At 53.4% G+C, this 18,117-nt stretch carries 16 protein-coding genes; 10 read left to right on the top strand and 6 right to left on the bottom strand.

Going from position 1 to position 18,117, the window contains the following annotated elements; translation table 11 throughout:
* Positions 1–135: 135 nt before the first annotated feature.
* Entirely contained in the window at positions 136–1,044 is a 909-nt protein-coding gene (locus ACFQI7_RS24990) for a helix-turn-helix domain-containing protein (RefSeq protein WP_218099692.1), read from the top strand.
* A 142-nt stretch (positions 1,045–1,186) separates the two neighbouring features.
* The gene (locus ACFQI7_RS24985; protein ID WP_218099691.1) at positions 1,187–2,407 is read left to right on the top strand and encodes a GNAT family N-acetyltransferase; all 1,221 of its coding nucleotides are present in this window, start codon (positions 1,187–1,189) and stop codon (positions 2,405–2,407) included.
* Positions 2,408–2,587: 180 nt separating this feature from the next.
* Here the strand turns inward: ACFQI7_RS24985 and ACFQI7_RS24980 are convergent, their stop codons facing one another.
* Positions 2,588–3,412 (bottom strand): helix-turn-helix transcriptional regulator, encoded by an 825-nt coding sequence (locus ACFQI7_RS24980; RefSeq protein ID WP_218099690.1) that lies wholly within the window; start codon positions 3,410–3,412, stop codon positions 2,588–2,590.
* A 133-nt stretch (positions 3,413–3,545) separates the two neighbouring features.
* On the opposite strand from ACFQI7_RS24980, the gene ACFQI7_RS24975 reads away from it, so the two are divergent.
* Positions 3,546–5,501: a glycoside hydrolase family 127 protein gene (locus ACFQI7_RS24975; protein WP_218099689.1), complete on the top strand. Its 1,956-nt coding sequence runs from the start codon at positions 3,546–3,548 to the stop codon at positions 5,499–5,501.
* Between the two features lie 126 nt (positions 5,502–5,627).
* Here ACFQI7_RS24975 and ACFQI7_RS24970 read toward each other — a convergent pair whose 3' ends face one another.
* Positions 5,628–7,127 carry an IMP dehydrogenase gene (locus tag ACFQI7_RS24970; protein WP_218099688.1) on the bottom strand — a complete coding sequence of 500 codons (1,500 nt, stop codon included), beginning with the start codon at positions 7,125–7,127 and terminating at the stop codon, positions 5,628–5,630.
* A gap of 248 nt (positions 7,128–7,375) precedes the next feature.
* Between ACFQI7_RS24970 and ACFQI7_RS24965 the strand changes: the two genes are divergently transcribed.
* Together ACFQI7_RS24965 and ACFQI7_RS24960 are read left to right on the top strand one after the other, a co-directional pair.
* Entirely contained in the window at positions 7,376–7,705 is a 330-nt protein-coding gene (locus tag ACFQI7_RS24965; protein WP_218099687.1) for a nucleoside triphosphate pyrophosphohydrolase family protein, read from the top strand.
* Positions 7,706–7,826: 121 nt separating this feature from the next.
* Positions 7,827–9,404, top strand: coding sequence for a hypothetical protein (locus ACFQI7_RS24960; RefSeq protein ID WP_218099686.1), 1,578 nt, complete (start codon positions 7,827–7,829; stop codon positions 9,402–9,404).
* A gap of 124 nt (positions 9,405–9,528) precedes the next feature.
* On the opposite strand, the gene ACFQI7_RS24955 is transcribed toward ACFQI7_RS24960, so the two are convergent.
* Complete coding sequence (locus tag ACFQI7_RS24955) at positions 9,529–10,113, bottom strand: TetR/AcrR family transcriptional regulator (RefSeq protein ID WP_218099685.1); 585 nt, start codon at positions 10,111–10,113, stop codon at positions 9,529–9,531.
* A 142-nt stretch (positions 10,114–10,255) separates the two neighbouring features.
* Here ACFQI7_RS24955 and ACFQI7_RS24950 point away from each other — a divergent pair, with 142 nt between their 5' ends.
* Complete coding sequence (locus ACFQI7_RS24950; protein ID WP_218099684.1) at positions 10,256–11,191, top strand: NADP-dependent oxidoreductase; 936 nt, start codon at positions 10,256–10,258, stop codon at positions 11,189–11,191.
* Positions 11,192–11,303: 112 nt separating this feature from the next.
* On the opposite strand, the gene ACFQI7_RS24945 is transcribed toward ACFQI7_RS24950, so the two are convergent.
* Both ACFQI7_RS24945 and ACFQI7_RS24940 read right to left on the bottom strand, forming a co-directional pair.
* The gene (locus ACFQI7_RS24945) at positions 11,304–12,626 is read right to left on the bottom strand and encodes an ABC transporter substrate-binding protein (protein WP_218099683.1); all 1,323 of its coding nucleotides are present in this window, start codon (positions 12,624–12,626) and stop codon (positions 11,304–11,306) included.
* Between the two features lie 322 nt (positions 12,627–12,948).
* Positions 12,949–13,731: an AraC family transcriptional regulator gene (locus ACFQI7_RS24940; RefSeq protein WP_218099682.1), complete on the bottom strand. Its 783-nt coding sequence runs from the start codon at positions 13,729–13,731 to the stop codon at positions 12,949–12,951.
* A 141-nt stretch (positions 13,732–13,872) separates the two neighbouring features.
* On the opposite strand from ACFQI7_RS24940, the gene ACFQI7_RS24935 reads away from it, so the two are divergent.
* From ACFQI7_RS24935 to ACFQI7_RS24925, 3 genes are read left to right on the top strand one after another with little or no spacing between them, the layout of a single operon-like run.
* The gene (locus tag ACFQI7_RS24935; protein WP_218099681.1) at positions 13,873–14,931 is read left to right on the top strand and encodes an amidohydrolase family protein; all 1,059 of its coding nucleotides are present in this window, start codon (positions 13,873–13,875) and stop codon (positions 14,929–14,931) included.
* Between the two features lie 21 nt (positions 14,932–14,952).
* On the top strand, positions 14,953–15,303 hold the full coding sequence (locus tag ACFQI7_RS24930; RefSeq protein WP_218099921.1) for a Rieske (2Fe-2S) protein: 351 nt from the start codon (positions 14,953–14,955) through the stop codon (positions 15,301–15,303).
* Positions 15,304–15,321: 18 nt separating this feature from the next.
* Positions 15,322–16,788 carry a glycoside hydrolase family 88 protein gene (locus ACFQI7_RS24925; RefSeq protein ID WP_218099680.1) on the top strand — a complete coding sequence of 489 codons (1,467 nt, stop codon included), beginning with the start codon at positions 15,322–15,324 and terminating at the stop codon, positions 16,786–16,788.
* A gap of 125 nt (positions 16,789–16,913) precedes the next feature.
* On the opposite strand, the gene ACFQI7_RS24920 is transcribed toward ACFQI7_RS24925, so the two are convergent.
* Complete coding sequence (locus tag ACFQI7_RS24920) at positions 16,914–17,468, bottom strand: NADPH-dependent FMN reductase (RefSeq protein ID WP_218099679.1); 555 nt, start codon at positions 17,466–17,468, stop codon at positions 16,914–16,916.
* 216 nt (positions 17,469–17,684) lie between these two features.
* Here ACFQI7_RS24920 and ACFQI7_RS24915 point away from each other — a divergent pair, with 216 nt between their 5' ends.
* Positions 17,685–18,053 carry a VOC family protein gene (locus tag ACFQI7_RS24915; protein ID WP_218099678.1) on the top strand — a complete coding sequence of 123 codons (369 nt, stop codon included), beginning with the start codon at positions 17,685–17,687 and terminating at the stop codon, positions 18,051–18,053.
* Positions 18,054–18,117: the final 64 nt, after the last annotated feature.

Genomic DNA, 18,117 nt, shown 5'->3' with positions numbered 1-18,117 from the left:
TGGAACGATTTTAGTAGTAAGTATAGGGAGTTGCGCCGTAAAATGATATTCCATAATTTATTCATTCTTTATGCGAATTTGTCCTCATTGGTGCTATAGTGAAAATATATCGTATAGCGAGGGCAGGAGGGACATATGGTCAAATCGGTTGAAATGCTCCCCGGTGCGGTAAAGGAACGCGTCGTTTATCAAAATCCGCTGCTGTTCCTGGACATCTATGAGCTGCGGCGCAACAGCGTGTTGTCCGGCAAATGGCATCATCATAAGGAGGTTGAGCTGCTGGCGATTATCAAAGGCCGGATCATCATGCATACGAAGCATGAGTCCGCGGTGCTCGAAGCGGGCGACGTGTTCTTGATCGGTTCCTCCCAGCCGCATCGAACGGACAGGCCGAGTACGGACGAAGTGCACTATGTGGTGCTTCAGGTCCATTTGTCCCCGTATTTTGATCAAAGCACATTGCCATTCATGCACGGTCTTTCGGAGTTGACCCGTCCGCTTGACGATTTGAACTATATATTCAAAAGTGATCCGACGGCGCGTCAGGAAGCGTTCCGGCTCATTATGCATATTTTTGAAGAAATGACGGGCAAACGGAAAGGGCACGAGATGGCGGTCGGCATATCGGTCCGAAGCTTGCTGCTGCTGCTTGTGCGTCATGATCGCCTGGGCATGCTGAAAGCGTCGGAGGATATCGAGATTATGCGGCTGCGGCCGGTGCTGCAGCATGTGGAGGCACATATCGCGGAGAAAGTTACGGTGGAAGACGCCTGCCGACTGCTTAATTTCAGCTATCACTATTTTGTGAAATATTTTAAAAAGGTGATGGGGCTTACGTTTCTCGATTATTTAAACTTCAAGCGCATCAAGCTTGCGGAATGTATGCTGCTGACGCAGGAATTGAGCATCGCTGAAATCGGCCACAATGTCGGGATACCGAACATATCTCAATTTTACAAAATGTTTAAACGGTACAACCACTGCTCGCCGAAGGAATTCAGAGCCCGGCTGCGGAAGAGGGACGTTACGGAAGAGCCGGTTTGACCGCAATGTTCAGGACAAAATCGCATAATAATTGAGCGATTTTATGTGATATTTTTCTGTGAAGCGGGATGGTATAATAAACCCGGCTTTTGTACCGGAAACGGTTACCAGGGCATTCCGAGGACAGGCAGGAGGAATGGAAGTGGAGACGATACAGATTCGCCCCGTCGTATCAAGGATGGAGCTCGAGCGGGCATATGATATTTGGGGGACCGTGTTTGCCGCAGGACGAAGCTTTTTTCAAGAGCGGCTTGATTACGACGACGCCTATGCGATGGATACGACATGGATCGCCTTGGTGGATGGGGAGATCGCCGCGGCGATTCAAATCTTTCCTTACCGGATGAGATACGGTTCGGTACAATTGAAGGTCGGCGGCATTGGCAGCGTGGCGACGTCGCCCGAATACAGAAAACGCGGACTCGCTCAGCGCATATTGCGCTGTCAGTCCGAATACATGGAGGACAACGGATACGATGCGTCGCTGCTGTTTACAGGCATTCATTCCTTTTACGAGCAAGTGGGCTGGGTGCGATCGGTAAACAACATATGGAACGCCAAAGCATCCGAGCTCAAGCTGTGCGCATTCGAGACTTCCGGCTCGGTAAGGACGTATGAGGATGCGGATTTGACCCGAGTGATGGATATATACGAAGAAATGAACAGCGGGCTGACCGGCTCGATGATTCGGACGAAAGCGTATTGGCAGGGCCAAAGTCAGTGGAAGGCCGTGAAGCCGGAACATTTTCTGGTGGCCGAGGGTTCTGGTACGGGAACGGGCTCGGGGAATATTATGGCTTACATGCGCTATAAAATTCGCAAAGACGGGCAACAACTGCAAATCGCGGAGTGCTGCTACGAGTCCGGGCAGGAGAAAGCGGCGTTATCGCTATTGCAGGGCGCACTCGACGCACAGCCGGATGTGCAGAGCGTCCAGGCGGCGTTGCCCGCAGGCCATGCGCTGCTGGAATGCTTCCGCGGGCATGGAACGTCAGGAACAACGGCGAGCGCGATGTGGAAGTCCTTCGACATCGTCCGGCTGCTGACGAAACTCGCGCCGGAATTAACGCGCCGTGTACGTCAAAGTTCGGCTGCAGACGGCATTGTTTTCCCTGTAGCGCTGCTGATCGGCGTGGGAGAGCAGGAGGCGGTATTACGCATCCGCGAGGAGGAGGTAGAGGTGGTCAAAGCTTCGGCGGCCGTGTCTTACCATCTCGCGGTACATTTTAGCGAGGCGGAGTGGATCACGCTGCTGCTGAAAGGATGCGATGCGCTGGAAAAACCGCCGTCGCAAGGCCACGATTACCTCCGGATCCTGTTTCCGGAAACGCCGTACATATTCTGGAGTACCGATAATTTCTGATTAAAAAAACTACGCCAAGTGGAATCGTACAACCGAAACAGGAATCCTCTCCTTTATGCGGGCTGCCGACGAGAAACGAGCGGCGATGCTTTATAAAGGTAGGGGATTCTTTTATATAAGGGGTCGTCGATAGGAACGGTTGATAAACCGGCGGCTTGTACGGCATTTCAATAGACCCCGTCATTGTGAATAAAGCTTCCTGAACTGCAATGGGGAAATGTTGTTATGAGCCGAGAAGCAGCGGGAGAAATAGGGAGCATACCCGAAACCGACATGCTCGGCGATTCGCGCAACGGACCAATCGGTTTTGATCAGCAGCAGCTTTGCTTGCTCCAGCCGAATTCGCAGCAGGTACTCCATAGGCGACAAGCCGTAAGCTTCCTTCATGCAGCGGATTAAGTAATTGTAATGAAAATGAAGATCGGTAGACAGCTTTGCGTTGCTGATCGGCCTTTGATAATTTCGCTTGAGGTACGACTCCACCATTTCCGCGACGGTGAGCGTACGCGACCCTTCCTGCGACGTCCGGGCCCCGTCGAGCTGACGAATCAGCTCCTGAAAGATGGATTGCTCTTCCCAGAACGCTTCCGAACGGCGTTCCGTCGATAAACGAAGCAGCCTTTCGAACTGCCGGTACGTCTGGCCCGGGAACGGGAGCATCCAATACTGCGGCAAACGAATGACGTACTGGATGGCGTCGGCGGCCGCAAGCCCTGCTGTTTGAAAATGCAGCCAGAAAAACCGCGTTTCCGCATCGCACGGACGAACGGCGTAATGGAATCGGTCCGGTTGAAGCAGCAGCATTTGCCCTGGGCCAACGTCCCATTGCACGGATTCCTCGCCTATATAGAGATGCCCGGCTTCCACTACGATGAGATCATATACGCCGATGCTGCGCCGGTTCGGATGCCGTTCCCCGGGAGCATAAAAGGCTCTGCCCGATTCCAGATAATAGGGAAGCGGCGTAGATGAAATGGAAAGCATGGGACGTTCGCGTTCGTGCATGAGAACCTCCGGCAATTTGTGTGAAATCGTATAAAAATCGGGGGAAATCTTGCATGGTTGGTCCCTATTGTAAACGGTAAAATGGAGATTGTCGAGGTCGATATCCATTTGAACCCAAGGGAGAGTGCGATGCATGAATCCGATGAATGCAAGCAAGCCGGTTCTGCTGCAAAACGTGAAAATCGAGGATGACTTTTGGTCGGAATACGCCAAACGGATCCGAGAGGTCGTCATTCCTTATCAATACGAGACGTTGAACGACCGGGTACCCGGCGTGGAGCCCAGCCATGCGATTCGGAACTTCCGGATTGCGGCGGGAGTCGAAGAAGGCGAATTCGGCGGCTTTGTGTTCCAAGACAGCGATTTGGCTAAGTGGCTGGAAGCGGTTGCTTACGTTTTGACTACCCATCCGGATGAAACTTTGGAGCGGTTAGCCGACGAAGTCATCGATCTCATTGAGGCGGCACAGCAGCCGGACGGTTATGTGAACACCTATTTTACGATCAAAGAGCCGGACAAACGATGGACGAACTTAACCGATTGCCATGAGCTGTACTGCGCCGGACATATGATCGAAGCGGCAGTAGCTTATTACCGGGCGACGGGAAAAAAGAAGCTGCTGGATGTTATGTGCCGGTTCGCCGATTATATCGGGACGGTGTTCGGTGAGGAAGAAGGGAAACTCAAGGGCTATGACGGCCATCAGGAAATCGAGCTTGCGCTTGTGAAGCTTTATCAAGCTACGGGCAGTGACCGTTATTTGCGGCTCAGCCAATATTTCATTGACCAGCGAGGCCAAGCGCCGCACTTCTTTTTGGAGGAGTGGGAGAGAAGGGGCAGGACGTCCCATTGGAGAGGCGGTCCGCAAAAGCCGCCGCAGCTATCGTATTTCCAAAGTCATCTTCCGGTACGGGAGCAGGAGACGGCAACAGGCCATGCCGTGCGTGCCGTCTATATGTATACGGCGATGGCGGACTTGGCGGCCCATACGGGGGACGAGTCGCTGCTTCAAGCTTGTCGCAAGCTGTGGAGCAATATCGTTCGCAAACAAATGTACATTACCGGCGGCATCGGCTCCACGCACCATGGCGAGGCGTTCACCTTTGATTACGATCTCCCGAATGATACGGTGTATGCGGAAACTTGCGCTTCGATCGGACTCATCTTTTTTGCGAGCCGCATGCTGCGGCTTGAGGCGAAGGGAGAGTACGCCGATGCGATGGAGCGGGCGTTGTACAACACGGTCATTGCCGGGATGGCGCGGGACGGCAAGCATTTCTTCTACGTAAATCCGCTGGAGGTATGGCCGGAGGCCAGCAGGCATAATCCGGGCAAGCATCATGTGAAGCCGACCCGGCCGGGCTGGTTCGCCTGCGCCTGCTGTCCGCCTAACGTTTCCCGGCTCATCGCCTCGCTCGGGGAGTATATGTACACCGCGAATGGCCGCACCGCGTTTGTCCACCTGTACATCGGCGGGGAAGCAGCGGTGGAGCTTGACCACACAACGGTCACGCTTACACAGGAGACCCGCTTGCCTTGGGAAGGAAGCGTGAATCTGCGCATTGCGGCGGAAGCGCCTGCGGAGTTTACTATAGCGATGCGCATCCCGGCTTGGAGCCGTACGCCGGTCTTGCGCGTGAACGGGGAAGCCGTCGATGTCGCTTCCTGCCTTCAGGACGGATATGCGTACATACGCCGCCTCTGGAAGGCGGAGGACTGGATCGAGCTTGAGTTTCACATGGAGATCCAGTTGATCCGATCCCACCCTCGGGTCCGGGCCAATGCGGGAAAGGTCGCCATTCAGAGGGGACCGCTTGTGTATGCATTGGAAGCGACCGATAACGGCGCTCCCCTTGCGTCTTTATGCTTGGATAAGACGTCTCCAATGACAGCACGGTTTGATGCCGAGCTGCTTGGGGGCGCTATCGTCATCGAAGGCAGAGCCATGCGGGAGGAAGAAGCATCGTGGGGGGACTACCTATACGAAGCAAAGCCAAAAACCTCCGAAACGATTCCATTTAAGGCGATTCCATACTTTCTTTGGGGCAATCGGGGCGAGGGAGAAATGACCGTTTGGGTTCGCGAGTAAATAGGTTAGGAATATAAGAGTCCAAAGATGGCCCGGCTAACAAGTTCCTGGTGACCGCTCCTTTTACCAAAGCTTTAGGTCAATAGTACTGAAAATGCGAAAAGGAGGGGCATTGCCCCTCCTGAACTACTCTTCGGATAAGCTGCTTTCCTTCAAAATAACGTCGTGTGCGCCTCCCTCCACAAGGCTTGTAGAGGATACAACGGTAATTCTCGCAACACGTTGCAGCTCTTCGATGCTCGTGGCGCCGCAATTGCACATGGTGGATTTTATTTTGCCGATCGTTTTGTCCAAATTTTCCTGCAGACTGCCTGCATAAGGCACGTACGAATCAACGCCTTCTTCAAATAACAGGCTGCTTTTGCCGCCGGTGTCATATCGCTGCCAATTGCGCGCTCGGTTGGAGCCTTCACCCCAAAACTCTTTCACAAAATTGTTGCCGACTCTCAGCTTTCGGGTAGGACTTTCGTCGAAGCGGGCAAAGTATCTTCCCATCATGACAAAGTCGGCGCCCATCGCCAAAGCCAGAGTAATATGATAGTCGTGAACAATGCCTCCGTCTGAGCAGATCGGCACATAAATTCCCGTTTCCTTAAAGTATTGATCTCTCGCCTCCACGACCTCCATCACCGCAGAAGCTTGCCCGCGCCCGATCCCTTTTTGTTCCCTTGTAATGCAGATGGAGCCTCCGCCGATGCCTACCTTGACGAAATCTGCGCCGGACTCGACCAAATAAAGAAAGCCTTCGCGGTCGACGACATTTCCTGCACCGATTTTCACATCGAAGTTCGCTTTTACATACTGAATCGTCTCGCGCTGCCATTCGCTGTAGCCGTCCGAGGAGTCGATGACAAGCACGTCAACGCCGGCTTCTACTAGCGCCGGAACGCGATCCGTATAATCCTTCGAATTAATACCGGCTCCGACAATATAGCTTTTGTTGCCGTCCAGAAGCTCCAGCGGATTTTCCTTATGGGCGTCGTAGTCTTTGCGGAAAACAAGATATTCGAGGCATTGCCGTTCGTTTATAATGGGCAAACAGTTCAGCTTATGCTCCCAGATCAAATTGTTCGCTTCCGAAAGCGTAATTCCGGATTGACCGTAAATCACCGCGGAAAAGGGCGTCATAAATTCGCGAACGGTCTTCGTAAGCGGATCGCGGCTGATCCGGTAATCACGGCTGGTGACGATTCCGAGCAGCCTGCCGCTAGCCGTGCCGTCTTCGGTTATAGCAACAGTGGAATGTCCTGTCTTCTCTTTCAAATTCAAGACGTCCTGGAGCGTATGATCGGGGGTCAGGTTGGATCGGCTAATGACAAAGCCCGCCTTGTAGCCTTTGACCTTACGGATCATTTCCGCTTCTTCCTCGATGGATTGGGAGCCAAAGATGAAAGAGATTCCTCCGCAACGGGCCAAAGCAATCGCCATCCCGTGGTCGGACACGGCTTGCATTACCGCCGACGAGAATGGAATGTTAAGCGAAATGGCCGGCTTTTCGCCCTGCCTAAACTTAACGAGAGGTGTCTTTAAGCTAACATTCGTCGGAGTACATTCCTTGGTTGTCAGATTTGGAATTAACAGAAATTCGCTGAATGTGCGCGATGGTTCCAGGTAATACGTAGCCACTTCATTCATTCCTCCTAAAAATTATTTTTTCAGGCTTCAGCAAATAAATTTTATCAATCTTATCACTGATTCTTTCAGGCGGTCAATGATTTTTCTTACATAAGAAACCACCTTATCGGCGGTTGTTCCAAAGCGTTCCCGTTTCATTCCGCTATTTACAGTTAACGTAGGAAGGAGACGCAGCATGATTATCGAAACTAAAGGGAGCACTACACCGATATTAACATTGAAAGCTAGGAGATGAATGAATGGCTTCGGACTTATTTCACAGCAAAACGATAAACGACCTTTGCCGGGAGGCATACGAGACGGCGAAACAAAACGGTTGGCACGAGGAGCAACGGGAATTCGGAACGTTGATCGCGCTCATGCATTCGGAATTATCGGAAGCGCTTGAAGCGTACCGGAAAGATTCGGAAGAAGTGATGTGGTCCCATATCACCGAGGAATTCGCCGATGTTTGCATACGCATTTTTAATGCTTGCGGGGAATATAATCTTGACCTGGCTGCCGCCATCGAGAACAAGATGGAGAAGAACAAGGCAAGAGGATATAAACACGGCGGAAGGCGAATATAGCATAACGCAGCAACCATTTGGCCGGTCATAGCGTCTAACACGAAGGATGCCGAATCAGGCGATGCGGCTTCAGATTTCGGATCGGCCTATTCCTCCCAAATGTAAGGAGAGTGTTTGCGCTATGAAAATAAAATGGCTGTTGATCGCGGCGCTTTGTTCATCAATTGTAACGTCGGGGACAGGTTTGGCAGCGGAGATGGAAATCGGAGACGTTGTCGGTCAGGTCCTGTCAACTGATATTCAAGCCGTTGTTAACGGAAGCCCCATTCCATCCATGAATGTGAACGGTTATACAGCCGTCGTTGCAGAGGATTTGCGGCAGTATGGGTTCGATGTGGCATGGATTCCGCAGCGGCGCGAGATCGTCATCCATAATGTTGCCGGCAAACAGCCAAGTCCACTGCCGGTTTCTCCGTCCAGCCCAAAGGTTGGAGAGAAGCTGGCCGATGTGCTGTACACCGATATAGCGGCGTACTATGGGGATACAAAGATACCATCCTACAATATCGGAGGCAAAACGGCCGTGCTATTGAACGATTTGGAGCCGTTCGGACAAGTAAGCTGGTCGGAACAAGAGCGCAAGCTGTCTTTCTCGCCGGCACCCGGCTCCGGGAAGGGGGCACGGACGGCCAATACGCCGCTCGCAATCCATCAAAAGGAATCCATCGCTATAGAAGGCATCGCCATCGGAGACGAGACGATCACGTATGAGGACAGCGAAATCGGCCGCATTGTCGAAGGCAGACCGATGGTGTCCGTAACGTGGCTGGCGGAGCGGCTGGGTTACCGTACGGAACGAGCGAAGGATGGCAAGCTTTACGTCAAAAGCGGTACGTACAGCTTTAACCTTCAAGCCGGCAATACGAAGGCGGAACGGTTCTGGTTCGGCAGCCCTGCGGCGGATTTCGAGTTATACGTCGAGCCGAAGACGGTGAACGGGGAACTGCTTGCCTTCGAAACCGATTTGAAGCATTTGTTCGGGTACTACTCCGTCTGGAGTCCGGAAACGCGTGCGTTGAATATAGACTACCGGAATTATGAAGTGGAAGATTACGGATTGTCCGAAAGCCCCAGCAGTTATAATTACTATGTTTTTGCGGATGAATATGTATCGGGTTACGCCGGGGTCCCGAGTCTATATGTGACGAGCCGTATAAACGGCGGTGAACGGGGCGGCGGCGGAGGTGGAGGAGCTTCGGGAAGCGGGATGGACGATGGTCCGAAATATCGTTTCGGCTCAGGCGCGCCGATCGATTTTGGCCGCAATGAACTGGAAGTGTCGCTAGTGGAAGACGGCAGGCTGTTGTTTTACAAAACATTGGTTGTGAACCTGACGATGCATGACGTGGACTCGATCATCGACTATAACGGTCCGTTTGGATTTGGAAACTATTCCGTGCTCAAGCGCGTTGATCCGGAACGGGCTTACTTGAAAACATCGGCGGCCGAACTGGAATTTTCCGGCCAAATCGACTCGAAAGTTGGGAGCGGCCTTACGTTTACCGTTGAAAAACAGGAAGGAGACGGGTTCCGGAAAGTTTCCGATGCCACGGCTCCCTTCGACGAGGATACGTTCCACGCGAAGCTGAGTTTGCCAGAGGAGCCCGGATTATATCGGATAACGGCCGTCAGTATGCTGACGAATCCGCGGTATAGTTCTTCCATCGCTGTGGCCAAATGGTATGTAGATAAGCAATAAGAAGTTCAAATTTACGAAGTAAAGCAGGCTGCCGATCATCGATTCGGCGGCCTGCTGCATATTAGTTGGACACGACAGCAGTATCATGTTAACGCGACACGTTCAGGCCATGTTCTTTTGTTTACTAACTTGGCAGCAGCTTGGCTGTACCTTCCGTAATGACCGTCAGCACATGGTCTGTCATTTGTTCCACCGACAGCCGTCTCGTTCCTTTGCTCCAATCGGCTGCCGCCCCGAAAATGGCCCAGCTGGTCATCAGCGCTAGCGTTTCCGCCGGAAACGGCCACTCGTTCGGTTCTTTCCGGCTTCGTTTGAGCCAATGAAGCAGCAGTGAATACAGTTCCTCTTGCACCGTTCGCTCAAAAATCGGGTTGACGGTATCGACCGGATAACACCGCCCACTCATGCTCTTATAATGCTCGAGAACCGCTTGGATCAAGATGCGCAATTGAGCCGGTTCCCACCGGGCAGACGGAGATAACTTCGACTCCAGGATGCGCTGGAACTTTTCCCGGACGGCCGTTTCGAGCAGCGCGTATTTATCGGGAAAATGAGCGTAAAACGTGCTGCGGTTCACATCCGCCCGGTCGGTGATATCCTGAATCGTGATGGACGGGAAACCTTTTTCCCGCATCAAGTCGGTAAACGCCTGCTTGAGCATCTTCTGCGAACGGCCGATCCGTCTATCCCGCCTCATGCTTTCTTCCATACGAATCACTCCCTGTTATCCGACAATTCGGGCCGTTTGTCGCTTATCCGAAATCGCGACTCCATTATCGATTGAACCTGACGCGGTTCGTTACTACTATTATAGTTACAGTTCGGACAGAAAGGAATGAGGCGATATGACGATGAAGGCTGTGCGTTATCATAAACACGGTGGTCCTGAAGTGTTGCAGCTCGAGGAAATTCCGCGGCCGGCTCCATCCGAGATGGAGGTGCTGGTCCGCGTCCATGCCGCCGGATTGAATCCTGGCGATTGGCAGATCCGTTCCGGCTATGCCGGCGACCGGTTTCCGCTGCCTTACATCCCGGGTTGGGATGTATCCGGCGTCGTAGAGGCGATCGGGCCTGGCGTAAGCGCGTTCCGGGTAGGCGATGAAGTCTACGGGATGACGGCGAACAGCGGAGCTTGCGCCGAATATGTCGCCGTGCCCGTGACGCAGCTCGCGCGAAAACCGGCGGTGCTCAGCCATATACAGGCCGCAGCCGTGCCGATGTCCTGCTTTACTGCTTGGCATGCATTAACGAAGCAGGGCCGGCTGCAGGCGGGCGAGACCGTCATCGTGAACGGCGCCTCCGGTGGGGTGGGCCACTTTGCCGTCCAGTTGGCCAAGCAGGCGGGCGCGCGGGTGATCGGCATCGCTTCCGGCCGCAACGCCCCGTTCGTGCGCGAATTGGGTGCCGACCAAGTGATCGACTATACGGCGGCACCACGGGAGCAGCCGCTATGGCCGGCCGATCTGGCGCTTGATACGGTTGGAGGGACATCCGGCGACTTGCTGCTGAACCTGCTCCGCCCCGGCGGCCGCCTGGTGCCTGTTGCCTTCGGTCAGTACGATCTGGAGAAGGCGGCCGCCCGGAACGTGACCGTTACAGCAGTGCAGCTGCTGCAAATAGGTTCGGCGGCGCTGGAGGACATTGCGAGGTGGTTCGACCGGGGTGACTTGCAAGTCGCGCTCGATATGACCGTGCCGCTGGCTGCAACTCGCCAGGCCCACGAGCGGAGCGAAAGCAGGCGGGCGAGGGGCAAAATCGTCATCGTCGTCAAGCCGGACTCCGTATAAACGGCAAATGCCGGAAGGATGCTTACCGCATCTTTCCGGCATTGCTGTTTTTGGCAGCCGAACCCCGGTGCCGTGCCGCTTCAAGAATATTCCGGGCTATACGGCTGCCTCCTTATTTCTCCGATTTCATCTGATCTTCAATCCTTTTGTTCGCTTCTTCCTCATACTCCCGCAAGGCCGTATTCATATCTTTCTTGCCCGTAACGACTTTGCTGATGGCTGTAAGAAGACTCGTGTCGGCGATCGCATAGTAAGGTGAAAAGGGCGGGGCCGGAGCGAACTTTTCCGGGAAGAACGCTTGAATGTTTTTACCCTCATAATTTTTGTTGTTTTTACCGAAGACGGCTTGAACTTCTTTATCGCGGATGGCGGGGGTAAAGCCTTCCTTGGCCAGTCCCATTTGCACCTCCAGCGATGTCAGGAATGCGCTCACTTCGAATGCCTGCTTCTTGTATTTGCTTGAAGACGTCACGTAGAGATAGTAGGGATCGACGGCCGGCGCTACGCCTTTGGCTTCCGGATAATAAGGCAGCGATACCGCATCCCAGTTCAACAACTCCGTATCGGGCAATCGGCGGGACACGTTCGTAAAGTGCGGATACATGGCCAGGGTCTGGTCCTTGAAAAACATTTGTTCCAGGTCTCCGCCTTTGCTCATTTTTTCCGTAAACTCATACCCTGGGACCGTAAAAAATCTAGTAAGATTTTCGGTGACCCGCTTTACTTTGTCGTCGTTTAATGCTTTATTCGTCTGCGGATTTACGAGAGCCAAAGGAAGCTGGCTCGTTTTAAAATGAAATGTGGCGTTGGTGCCGAGTCCGTAATATTTGACCCCGTCGACGCTACGGCTCATTTTGACGGCCAAATCGTACGCTTCATCCCAAGTCATCCCCGATTTTGGATACGGGATGCCAAACTTATCGAATAAACTCCGGTTGTAAAATAAGATCGGAAACTGGATGAACGCAGGCAGCGCGTACAAACCGCCTTTGGCGATATCCCGCTGCGCATTGACGATGCTCGGATCGAAGCGGTTCAGATCATAGCCGCTCTCCTTGATGAGCCCGGAAATATCGTAATGGAGCTTGTTGTCCAGCACAAGTCTCCGCGTACCCGCCGGCGTGACGAGCATCAGATCGATCGTTGCCCCTGCGGTGATGAGCTGCTCAAGCGGAGTGCTGGTATTGGCAATGTATTTGGGCGTAATATGTGGAAATTTTTTCTTGATCGGGTCGCCGTACAAAGCCCAGAACATCTCATCGGTCCAGTTACTCTGTCCCCCGTAAAATACAAGCTCGATCGGTTCTTGCGCTTTAGCCGAAGCATTGGGCGCGTTCGGAGCGCTGGATGGGTCTGTTTTGCTGCAAGCGGCAAGGAGCGATCCCAGCATAACGACGATCAGTAGCAAAGAGCCGCCTTGTCGTATTCGATTCATGTGCTTCCCCCTTCGATAAATAAGCGCTTTCATCGGCTGATGTTCTGCGTAACACCCGGTATGCGCATGCCCGAGGTTTCATCCGACGGAATATTCTCCCAGAGATGTGATCCAGATCACACCTTCATTATATCGATGGCAGGAAACGGATTACGATTAGTAATTTTACTATTTTTTTAACGATCCAACGGTTTCTCTGAATGGAGCATTGCCCGTGATTCCTCCTTATTCGCCATTGGATAACATGAATCTGTAGCAGGACGTAAAAAAGGCAGGCCATTGTTGGCGCTGCCGGTTTGGAAGGGAGCGATTGCGATCAGGGTCATACGATCTTTCCTTTTTTTAAATGGGAAGGGGGCTGTCCCACGATTTTTTTGTACATGTAATTGAAGTACGTTTGGTCGCAGTAGCCGAGCGCGTCGGCGATTTCCCCGATCGTCATGTTGGTCGTAAGCAGCATCTCCCTGGCGGACGTGATGCGAACCTCATGCATATACTCCACGGGTGTTCGCCCGGTCACCTCTTTGAACACGGACGAAATATAATTCGGGCTGCGGTCCACATACGCGGCGAGCTCCTGCAGCCGGATCGGATCACGGTAATGTTTCACGATATATTGCTGAATGCGCGCAGCCAGGTTCCGCTTGGAAGAAGGAATTCCTTCGGCGACCAGCTCGCTCTGAATGAGGCCGAGGATTTCGAGCGCGATGCCTTGCGAAATCATTTCATAGCAGGGCATCTTCCCGAGCCAGCACTCGCTCAGCATCGAGAAACGCTGCTTGAGATAATCGTATCCGAACGGACGAATCCGTTTGTACGGTTCGTCCATGAAATGAACGAGATATTCCGGAGAGGAATCCCTAAAATGAACCGAATACATTTGCTGCGGTTCGGATGCATCGGTATGTACGGAACGCGAACGCAGCGTTCCTTGCGGGATGAACAGCCCGTCGCCTTTGCCCAAGGTGACGTTGGCATCGCCAAGCCGGTAGTCTACCGTTCCTTTCACGACCAGAAGAAGAATATGGTAACGGGTAGGCGCTAAGGCCATATTCCATTTCGTATGGGAATGATCAAAAAATACATGCTCGATCTTCAACTCCAACGTCCTCTCCTTTTTCCGTCGATCCGATCCCGGACAGATCACCAAGCCGTAGAATTACTAAAAAAGACGTATGATTACCAATCGTAATTGCTGCCGATCGTTTTTACAATAGGGAATATAAACAAGAGAGGGGATACCCATATGAATACGGAAATGAAAATTATTGACGTCGATGTGCACAACGACCTGAAAAGTCCGAAGCAGCTTGTTCCTTTTTTGCCGGAACCGTGGAAGTCGTGGGTAGCCAGCTCCGGCATCGGCATGCCCGGGCACGGATACCGGTCGCCGATCGGCGTCATGCGCAAGGATTGCATTCCGCCATCCGGAGGGCCTTCGGCCTCGGACCCGGATTATCTCGTTCAAGATCTTGTCGAGCCGCACAACATGGAATACGCGATTTTAACCGGCAACATGATGAACATTTCGACGATGCACGACCCCGATTATGCGGCCGTTATCGCTTCGGCTTACAATGACCATATGATCGCGGACTGGCTGCCGAAGCATGAATCGTTCCGAAGCTCTATCACCGTCGCACCGCAAGACCCGCATCTCGCCGCCAAGGAGATCGACCGGTTGGCCGGTCATCCGGGCATGGTGCAGGTGCTCATGGGGAGCGCGCAGCGGGCGCCGCTGGGCCAGCGCCAATTCCACCCGATCTACGAAATGGCGGAGCGTCATGGCCTTCCCGTTGCGATTCATCCGGGAGGCGAAGGCGCAGGCTCGACGCCGCCTCCGTCCCCGGCCGGGTATCCGACGCGTTATTTGGAATGGCATACGTGCTTGTCGCTGAATTACATGGGACACTTGATCAGTCTCGTGTGCGAAGGCGTGTTCGAGAAGTTTCCCAACCTGAAATTCGTCATGCTGGAGGGCGGGATCGCCTGGCTCCCGCACTTGATGTGGCGGCTCGACAAAAACTACAAAGGGCTGCGTTCCTCGGTGCCGTGGCTCAAGCGGATGCCGAGCGAATATATTCGTGATCATTGCCTGTTCTCCACCCAGCCGATTGAAGAGCCGGACAACCCGAAAGACTTGATCAGCATCTTCGATATGATCGATGCGGAGAACTTCCTGATGTTCTCAAGCGACTATCCGCACTGGGACAATGACATGCCGACGGAAATATTGAAAAGACTAAGTCCGGAAGCGCGTCAAAAAATCTTTTATCAAAACGCCAAAACGTTATATAAACTCTAGGAAGGGAGCCGGGTGACCGAAATGGCGATTCATTACGTGGCCGAGGCCGAAGAAATTCAGGAAGGAAAAAGCAAAATCGTCCAAATCGAAGGCCGTTCCATCGGTATATACCGAATAGGCGACGAATATTATGCCCTGCATAACCGGTGTCCCCATGAAGGCGCTCCGCTGTGCAAAGGTCCCGTATGCGGCACGACGCTGCCGTCGGGCGTATACGAATACGAATTTGGCCGCAAGGGTGAGCTGGTACGCTGTCCTTGGCACGGATGGGAGTTCGACATCAAGACGGGCAAATCGGTCTTCGATGAAAAAGTGCGGGCGAGAAGCTACAAGGTTCAAGTCGATCACGGTAAGGTCGGTATTATGATATAGAAAGGCGGCGGCAGCATAATGGATTCACGAAGATATGTTCCGGCGCGCATCGTTCATTCGCAGGATGGCGCCTTGCCGGAGGGCAAGCGGCTGCCAAGAGGATGGTCCGGGGTACGGGTAGGCAAGGAGCTGCGGCTCGCGTGGCCGGATGGCGGCATTTCCGTGAAACGGCCGCTTCCCGCGGTCAGCCGGCTGCGGATTTCCGCGGCCTTGGACTATAGGGCTGCAAGGCAGGTGGAAGCATTCCTGCCGGAGTCCGGCCGGATACTGGGCTATTTCGATATTCGTTACGCTTATGCGTTTCAGCCGTTCGAGCTAATGCTTACGGCGGAGCAGACGGAAGCGGTGCTGCGCGAAGGCGTAGGACTGAGGGCGGATGACGGAGACGGCGTCGATGAAGGGAGCCCGCTGTGGATATTTGACGAGCTGAACGGGGATGCATCGCGGCAATTTTCAGCGCCGCATCTTTATATTGACGCGCAGCCGGAGCACTCGAAATCGGAGCATTTCCTGGAACGGATGGCGTCGCTTGCTTCTTTGCAGCCGTTCGGTTGGCTGGAAGGCTGCGTGCTTGACGGCTTGTATGACTTGCGAGCGGTACTTGGGACGGAGCTCGTTGACTCGGTCATTGCCCGACATCTCGGGCAGTTCGTGAGCGCGGACGGGGAACTGCGTTATGAGGATCTTCAAGGAAGAGCGGTGTCCGGCTCGTTTACGACGATTGAAGCGACGCTTCCCGTCGGTATCATCGCCAAGCTTCACCATGACCATCCCGCGGTCATCCGGGCGCTTGCCTTCTGGGATTCGCGCGGGATGGCTGCTGGCGGATCCGTCATCGACGGAGATACGGTTTCCGCGGAAGGCGCGTATACCGTCGCGTATCCTATGGCGGCAGTCGCCGCTAGACTGCGCAGGCAGGATCTTGCGGAGCGGGCGATCCGGCAACTGCTGCTGCGGCGCGACCGGCTGGTCGAAGGCGATCACATCCATTTGCGCTACAGCGAGAAAAAAGGAACGCAATCGTTTCGCAGCTGGGCGCGTGCGTACGCTTGGTATATGCTCGGAATGACGCGGACGTGGATTGAGCTGAAAGCATCGGGCTATGCCGGTTTAACTGGAATGGCCGAGATTGAAGCGGAGCTTGGTCGCGTTGCCCGGGCGGCGCTGGCCTGGAGGCGGCCGGAAGGCTTATGGGCTTGCTTCCTGGATGAACCGGATACCGGAATCGACACCTCCGGTTCGGCGGGCATCGCCGCCGCGCTTGCCCTCGGCGCAAAGCACGGCGTGCTGCCGCAAGCTTGCTTTTCCGAAGCCGAAGCAAGCTTGAGTGCATTGGAATCGTATTTGACGCCGGACGGCATCTTGTCGGGTGTAGCCCAGCATAATGCGGGCGGCCTGGAATTGCAGCGGTCCGGCTACCGCGTCCTGTCGCAGATGGGGATGGGGTTGATGGCGCAGCTTTATGCCGCGGTTCATACGGAATAAACAGAGCCAGAGCTTTGACGTGGTCCTACGCCTCCCAACTTTCGCTATTTGGAGGGGCGTACGGCTCCCGCGGCTCATTTGCGTCGTAGACCGGTTCTTTTAGAACGATTGACCACGGTGAGAGGTCAATCGATTTTTGCCTTCTGTGCAAGCGCGTCGAGCAATATTTGTAACTGCTGCGCCGTTGCATCGTCGGTCAATTCGCCCGCCGCGTTCAATTTTGCGCTCACAAGCGGGACAGCAACGGTTCCTCCGTCCACAATGGCGGCGGACATTATTTTCAACGTGAGCAGCAACGATTCTAGTGCTTTCGCGCCGCCTGTCATGGAAGGTGAAGCGCTAATGACAGCTGCCGGTTTATTCATGAGCTCTCCAGAAGATACGATCCAGTCGAGCGCGTTCTTTAACACCCCCGGAACCCCGCCGGCATACTCCGGCGTACAAATAAGCACGCCGTCTGCCGCTTGGAGCTGCGCGCGCAAAATCGCGACTGACGCCGGCGGTTCATCCCCGTCAATATCGGGATTGAATGGCGGAATACCGCCTAACCCTTCGTACATCGTCACGATCATATTCCCGGGAGCTAGTTCGGCGGCAGCACGCAGCAAAAAAGTATTGGACGAACGGTTGCGAAGGCTGCCGGAAATGGCCAAAATGCGGAACGTTGTATTTTCATTCATATGATCATCCCACCGATTTCTATTTGATTTGGTGATTCGCCTACGATTTATTCTAAACCATGACATTAATGTGATGGTCAAGAGGAGCATGAAAAATTGGGCCAGTCATCGGTACTACGGCCATCTCGAACCTATCATTCTTTTAGAAGGAACCGAAGGGATATGGTAGAATAAAATATTAAATGATATTCCATTTATTTCCAGAGGGCGCTCTATTTGAAGCGGTCGCTAATTGAAGAAATCCATTATTTCCGCATTCCTGTTATTGATTTGGACGTTTCAGTTCAATGGTACACCGACTGTTTGGGGTTTATGCTGCGTAGGAAAGAAGGTGACAGGGCTGTGCTGGAATTAAAGGCGGGTGCATTGTTGGTACTTGTGCATGCGGATGTTAATTCTCGCGGTCATTTTAATAAGGATGGACTTCCGGAGTTTTCCATTGGCTTCACCAGTCCTGATATCCATCAATTGCGACAGTATTTGAGCGAGCAAGGCGTAGCGGTGGATGAAATGAAAGAAGATAATGGGCATTTCTATTTTCACTTTTTTGACCCGAGCGGGAACAAGCTACAAGCCCATTGGTAAGTCATATAGAATTCCACATGCAAGGCTCCTAATCGGGTGGATATATAAACGGGGAGTGTTCCAT

Origin of the sequence: Paenibacillus allorhizosphaerae (assembly GCF_042659105.1) — a bacterium.
Classification (GTDB): Bacteria; Bacillota; Bacilli; order Paenibacillales; family NBRC-103111; genus Paenibacillus_G; species Paenibacillus_G allorhizosphaerae.
This window is presented reverse-complemented; position numbering and strand designations above follow the sequence as displayed.

Bases quoted from the DNA above. Each gene is read 5' to 3' on its own strand.
- ACFQI7_RS24960 (WP_218099686.1), top strand. From the start codon at position 7,827: ATGAAAATAAAATGGCTGTTGATCGCGGCGCTTTGTTCATCAATTGTA.
- ACFQI7_RS24965 (WP_218099687.1), top strand. From the start codon at position 7,376: ATGGCTTCGGACTTATTTCACAGCAAAACGATAAACGACCTTTGCCGG.
- ACFQI7_RS24930 (WP_218099921.1), top strand. From the start codon at position 14,953: ATGGCGATTCATTACGTGGCCGAGGCCGAAGAAATTCAGGAAGGAAAA.
- ACFQI7_RS24945 (WP_218099683.1), bottom strand. From the start codon at position 12,626: ATGAATCGAATACGACAAGGCGGCTCTTTGCTACTGATCGTCGTTATG.
- ACFQI7_RS24990 (WP_218099692.1), top strand. From the start codon at position 136: ATGGTCAAATCGGTTGAAATGCTCCCCGGTGCGGTAAAGGAACGCGTC.
- ACFQI7_RS24975 (WP_218099689.1), top strand. From the start codon at position 3,546: ATGAATCCGATGAATGCAAGCAAGCCGGTTCTGCTGCAAAACGTGAAA.
- ACFQI7_RS24955 (WP_218099685.1), bottom strand. From the start codon at position 10,113: ATGGAAGAAAGCATGAGGCGGGATAGACGGATCGGCCGTTCGCAGAAG.
- ACFQI7_RS24925 (WP_218099680.1), top strand. From the start codon at position 15,322: ATGGATTCACGAAGATATGTTCCGGCGCGCATCGTTCATTCGCAGGAT.
- ACFQI7_RS24950 (WP_218099684.1), top strand. From the start codon at position 10,256: ATGAAGGCTGTGCGTTATCATAAACACGGTGGTCCTGAAGTGTTGCAG.
- ACFQI7_RS24980 (WP_218099690.1), bottom strand. From the start codon at position 3,412: ATGCACGAACGCGAACGTCCCATGCTTTCCATTTCATCTACGCCGCTT.
- ACFQI7_RS24920 (WP_218099679.1), bottom strand. From the start codon at position 17,468: ATGAATGAAAATACAACGTTCCGCATTTTGGCCATTTCCGGCAGCCTT.
- ACFQI7_RS24935 (WP_218099681.1), top strand. From the start codon at position 13,873: ATGAATACGGAAATGAAAATTATTGACGTCGATGTGCACAACGACCTG.